Source organism: Psychrobacter sp. CMS30 (assembly GCF_904846565.1).
In the GTDB taxonomy this organism is placed as follows: Bacteria; Pseudomonadota; Gammaproteobacteria; order Pseudomonadales; family Moraxellaceae; genus Psychrobacter; species Psychrobacter maritimus.
This window is the reverse complement of the sequence record NZ_CAJHBF010000042.1, coordinates 1-5,276: the sequence shown is the minus strand read 5'-3', so window position 1 is coordinate 5,276 and position 5,276 is coordinate 1. Positions and strand designations below refer to the sequence as shown.

Here is a 5,276-nt window from a genome sequence, read left to right as displayed (position 1 = left end):
GCTTGGCTGAGCAAAGGTTGATACTACTTGCAATATTGGAAGCAAGGGAGACAGGACATGGCATTGACCATAGTAGCTTGTTAAGGGTTCATGCTCATGCCTATGCTGAACAGTTCAGTATTGATAAAGGGAACTCATATCAGGTTCTTAAGGATGCAAGCAAAGGGCTATTTGATCGCTATGTAACTTATCACGATAAAAACCCTAAAAATGGTAATGACAGGTCTTTTCATTGTCGCTGGGTAGATAAGATCGGTTATGAAAAGGCTACAGGCACTGTCTACATGCGATTTACTGCTGATGTTGTGCCATTAATTACGAGACTGGAAGAGCAATTTACTAGCTATGAAATTGCCCAAGTAGCAGGGCTTGATAGCGGTTATGCTATACGATTATATGAGCTGATCATTAAATGGCGTTCTACAGCAAAAACGCCATTTTTTGAGTTACAGAGCTTTAGGCAACAGTTGGGTGTTGAGTTGAATCAATACAAAACGATGAGCAATTTTAAAAGCAGGGTATTAGAGCCTGCTATTAAACAAATTAATGAAAATACTGATATAACTGTCAAATATAATCAACATAAGCAAGGTCGTGTCATTACAGGATTTACCTTCACATTTGTAGTTAAACCTAAAGCCCAGAAAGCTACAGAGTCAAAAAGGGATGCTGATACACCTGATATGCTTATATCGTTGAAAATGACAGATAAACAGCGCAGTGCTTTCGCTGCTAAGCTATCTAGAATGAACGAATTATCTACTAAAGCTAAGCAACGTGAGGATTATAAGCAATTTGCTGAACGAATCGAGACAGAGCTACTGGATGAAGATAAGCAGGTTTTTTATATACCGTACCTTAAAAAACTAGGTTTTAATGTTTACTGATTAAAAGAGGTTATCAGGGCTAATGGAAGTCATACAAGCTTTAATTAAGCTATTATTTTTTGGTCAAAATAGGCGATAGATTATGAAAAAAACCTTTTTAATTCTAACGGTATTAGGAATAGGTATAACGCAGACCAGTATTGCTAATATTTATGAAAATCAAGAATTAAGCGAAATAATCAATAGTATGGGTACTAGTACATTTGATAGAAATGCATTTGAATTTAAAGCCACTCAAGATGGTGCAAACAAAGGAAAGCCTGGATCTCAATATAATCTTGGATTACTGTATCAAGAAGGCAAAGGTGTACGTCAAGACTACTCTAAAGCGATTGAGTGGTATGAAAAATCTGCCAACCAAGGGTATTCTGATGCTCAATATAATCTTGGATTACTGTATCAAGAAGGCAAAGGTGTGCGTCAAGACTACCCTAAGGCGATTAAGTGGTATGAAAAATCTGCCAACCAAGGTAATGGTTACGCTCAATATAATCTTGGATTACTGTATCAAGAAGGCAAAGGTGTACGTCAAGACCACCCTAAGGCGATTAAGTGGTATGAAAAATCTGCCAACCAAGGGTATTCTAGTGCTCAGCATGCCCTTGGAGTAATATATTACAATGGCAGGGGAGTACGTCAAAATTCGGCTACCGCCAAAGAATGGTTCGGTAAAGCTTGTGATAATGGAGAGCAGATGGGCTGCGACGCTTATCGAATGATGAATAAAAAATAGATTACTATCTGCGTAATTAATTCACGTAAACTATTATGGCTGCAAGCTGTATGATCGTACTAGGGTCTCTGTCTTTAGTTTTGTAGTCTGAAGTTTATTATCAGGCACAATAGCCGAGCTCCCAAGCTCTAAAGGCAGAGGTGCTTTAATATCACCATAAAGTTGTTGGTGATACTTCTTCTTGATCTCCATACCCTTTTCCCATGTCATTAAGTCTCGAATGCCACGAGAATCACTCACCCTTTCATAATCTTCCTGCATACTTTCGATAATCTCTGGACGTTGGCTCAAACCCTTAAAACCATCTGCGTAAATAGCACCTTTTAGCCTGATATTTCTTTTCAGATCAGGACGAGAGATACTGATAGATTTTTCGTTAACTCGTTCTAACGTAAAGCCCAAGCCTTGTAGAAAACCCATCACACTACTACGGTTATTAAGCGTTCCTTCCTTCAAACTATCTAGTGCTTGGCGGTCAATATCAGCTTTTATCGCCTGAATACTTGGAGTATCTTCTACAATCTTGTCTTCTTTTTTCTTTTTCTTTGGGTTATACGGTGTTGGGCGTGGCGCATCAGTGACATAAGGATTTATCAGTCGCTTACGCTGTGGTTCATTGGGGTCAGTCAGCTCATACTCTTTATTGATGATGTTTTTGAAAGCATTAACCCTTACTAAGTCTGCCTGAGCATAGAATGGCTGCAAACTCTTACCACTTCTTAGCTCTTGGCAAGGAATAACAAAGTTTAACTCTAGGCGACCGCCTTTGTCACTGTGCTCTACCCACAAAATATCGTACTGATCAGGTTCTAACCCTGTAAATAACGTATTCTCAAAACGCTGCATGATATCTTTTTTCTGTTCATCACTAAATTGGATGGCATCCTCGGTAAAAGACAGCACCCCTGACTTATATTTTTGCTGATAAGGTGTGGCATTAATAAGTTGCTCAGTGAGCTTAGGATCGCCGTAGAGCACTTTTGCGCCTTCTCTAGGCTTACCCTCAGTAACCAATAGATAATTAAGCGGTCCTGCCCCTGACCCCTTTCCTCTCCTAAAAAACTTGACGATCATGGCGTACCTCGCAAGTTATCATCTAGCAATTGACCGATTAGACCCCTAATGACCTCGATCTCTTTCAACACATTCTGATCAAGTTCTTTGTTTATATTTGCGTGTTTTGCGGTTTGATTAAGGTTTGAGCCAATACGACCCAATGCTCGAACCAACTCAGGATCAGCTTGTTTGATTGGCGATACACCCAACCCTAAATCACGCAACCATCTTGCCATTGTTGTACCCTGCTGCCTCTCCTTTAGCTGTGCTAACTCTTTGTCATTCACTCGAACAGTTATTTCTCGAGTACGTTTTGGAAACCTATCACTTGTCATATTAAAAGCCTACTTATTGCTTTTTGTAGCGGCTAATTCTTCCAACAAAGCACTGGTATGCTTATCAATCTCATTAAGTCTTGACTGATAATCAAAAGATAATGGCACTTGATTAGTATCTGCTACCTGATTGAGAAACAATTTTATTGCTTGGGATGGCGTTAATCCGTAACTTTCAAACACTGAAAACGCTTTTTCTTTTAGATCTTTATCAATTCTCATGTTGTAATTTGTGGTGGTCATATCAAACTCCGTAGGGTACATTAGTAAAGTTAATGTAAACCAATTGTGTGCACAATGCAAAAAACAGTATTAATGTAGCTGAACTGTGCCATTGCTGCGATCATACTCAGTTACAAAGAGCTAAAAACAATAACAGTTATCATCTTAGTCTGTTATAAGTAAACTAAAGTTCATTTATAACAGTTATTTTAATTATATTTAGAGGTGTTTATGAGTCAGTACAATTTGGATTTAATCTCGCATGAATTAGGTAGGGAAACTATCTATCAACGCTCAATTGATGGATACGTCAATGCTACAGCTATGTGTCAAGCAGCCGATAAAAAATTTAATGATTATAGAAGGCTACAGAATACCAAGGAATTTGTTAATGAACTTTCGTCCGTTGCGGGAATTCCCGCAACGGACCTTATCGAAGTAGTACAGGGGGGAAACCCAAGCTTACAAGGAACTTGGGTGCATCCAGACGTAGCAATACACTTAGCCCAATGGTGCTCACCCATATTTGCAGTGCAAGTCACTAAATTTGTACGCGAATGGCTGCAAGGCACCAATGAACAACAAAAACAATTGCAGAGCTGGAAACATTTTCACGACAGAATCGACCTCACTAAAGATAGCGTCCCAGCAGGCTATTTTGGTATGTTTAATGAGATAGGAGGTATGATTGTTCCTATGATCAACTCTGGTGTCGATTTGAATGAACATACCATACCCGATATATCAGTAGGGCTAACATGGGCGGCTTATTGGAAAGCAAACAACCTAGAACAACAGCATGGACAAAGGATTAACTATCCACATGAGTACCCTGTATATTATCCGCAACATGCCGCAGGTATAAAAAACGCATGGTGTTATCCTAATACAGCGTTAGCCATATTCAGAGAATGGTTTAGAGAAACCTATCAAAAACAGAAGCTCCCTGCATATCTTACTAAAAAAGAAAACGCTGGTCATATTGACGCTTCTACTACAAATAAGCTAATAGATGCCTTCTCACCTAAAAAAATAAAATAAGAACTCACAATATAGTTTAGAGTTGTTGGGGGTCAAGGGGGCGGTAGCCCCTTTGCTAGCACACAAGAGGTAAGGTTGTAGCGAAGCGAAAAACGCCCCCTCTTGTGACTGCTGGCTTAACAGATATTAGAAAATATTAAGTGTTTGTCTATACCTATAATTTCTATGATTGTCTGTACCTATATTTATACAACTGTCTATACCCAACAAAAACCAATGTCTGTACCTATGATATAGTAACTGTCTATACCTACATAAGAATGGGCAATAGTATGAATAAAAGATCTGAAAATATGAAAAAGGTTAATTATCTTCGCTCACAAGAAACTATGGCGATAGTTGATTTATTAGATGAACTCGAAAAAGGTACAGGTGGGGATTATGAAGGATTTGGTTTTTGGGATATAAAAGGTTATCAGGGACTAAAGGGACAATTAAATTCTTATAGAGCGCAAAAAATTGCTCAGTTCTTGGGTAGGACTATCAGTAAGCAGAAATTATTAAAATATGCTAAACCTAAAGATTACGTCTATTCTCTGACCAATAAGGATATTGCTGAATGGTTAGAAGATAATAAAGAAGGCTTACTTAGTTACTCAGATTTTAATATGCAGTTCATGACACGTATTTAGTATGCAGACAATGAAACTTAGTGAATATATAGGTAGTTGTTTGTTAATTCTTCATGATTAATCATTAGTAAAAAAGCTTTTAATGTTTTTAATAGCTTTTAAATGCTTTTACGTCCTCTGTAAGTCACGATATATATAGGCTTGAGGCTTCATATAAATACGTTTACCCTGTTATATAAATACGTTTACCCTGTTATATAAATACGTTTACCCTGTTATATAAATACGTTTACCCTGTTTTCGAATACATCATTTGTTATTGTATTTAAAATACACTAATATACTGGTTATCTTAATAAGGTGGTGGTTATGGAGATGTCTGAATTAGTTGTAAAAGGGAATGCACTAATTGAAGCTAGTTATACCTTGG

Annotated in this window: 7 protein-coding genes; 4 read left to right on the top strand and 3 right to left on the bottom strand. The window is 37.8% G+C overall.

Annotated features, from left to right (window positions below):
• Nucleotides 1–2 precede the first annotated feature (2 nt).
• Together repM and JMX94_RS13080 are read left to right on the top strand one after the other, a co-directional pair.
• Entirely contained in the window at nt 3–887 is an 885-nt protein-coding gene (gene repM, locus JMX94_RS13085; protein WP_201566003.1) for a replication initiation protein RepM, read from the top strand.
• An 82-nt stretch (nt 888–969) separates the two neighbouring features.
• Nucleotides 970–1,620, top strand: coding sequence for a tetratricopeptide repeat protein (locus JMX94_RS13080; RefSeq protein ID WP_201566001.1), 651 nt, complete (start codon nt 970–972; stop codon nt 1,618–1,620).
• A 33-nt stretch (nt 1,621–1,653) separates the two neighbouring features.
• On the opposite strand, the gene JMX94_RS13075 is transcribed toward JMX94_RS13080, so the two are convergent.
• The 3 genes from JMX94_RS13075 to JMX94_RS13065 are packed head-to-tail and all read right to left on the bottom strand — an operon-like array spanning nt 1,654 to nt 3,254.
• Nucleotides 1,654–2,694 carry a relaxase/mobilization nuclease domain-containing protein gene (locus JMX94_RS13075; RefSeq protein WP_201565999.1) on the bottom strand — a complete coding sequence of 347 codons (1,041 nt, stop codon included), beginning with the start codon at nt 2,692–2,694 and terminating at the stop codon, nt 1,654–1,656.
• Nucleotides 2,691–3,011: a plasmid mobilization relaxosome protein MobC gene (gene mobC, locus JMX94_RS13070; RefSeq protein WP_201565998.1), complete on the bottom strand. Its 321-nt coding sequence runs from the start codon at nt 3,009–3,011 to the stop codon at nt 2,691–2,693. The genes JMX94_RS13075 and mobC overlap by 4 nt, the downstream gene beginning before the upstream one ends.
• A gap of 9 nt (nt 3,012–3,020) precedes the next feature.
• Nucleotides 3,021–3,254 (bottom strand): type II toxin-antitoxin system RelB/DinJ family antitoxin, encoded by a 234-nt coding sequence (locus JMX94_RS13065; protein ID WP_227673654.1) that lies wholly within the window; start codon nt 3,252–3,254, stop codon nt 3,021–3,023.
• Nucleotides 3,255–3,464: 210 nt separating this feature from the next.
• On the opposite strand from JMX94_RS13065, the gene JMX94_RS13060 reads away from it, so the two are divergent.
• Nucleotides 3,465–4,274: a KilA-N domain-containing protein gene (locus JMX94_RS13060; protein ID WP_201565997.1), complete on the top strand. Its 810-nt coding sequence runs from the start codon at nt 3,465–3,467 to the stop codon at nt 4,272–4,274.
• A 272-nt stretch (nt 4,275–4,546) separates the two neighbouring features.
• Entirely contained in the window at nt 4,547–4,906 is a 360-nt protein-coding gene (locus JMX94_RS13055) for a hypothetical protein (protein ID WP_201565996.1), read from the top strand.
• Nucleotides 4,907–5,276 lie beyond the last annotated feature (370 nt).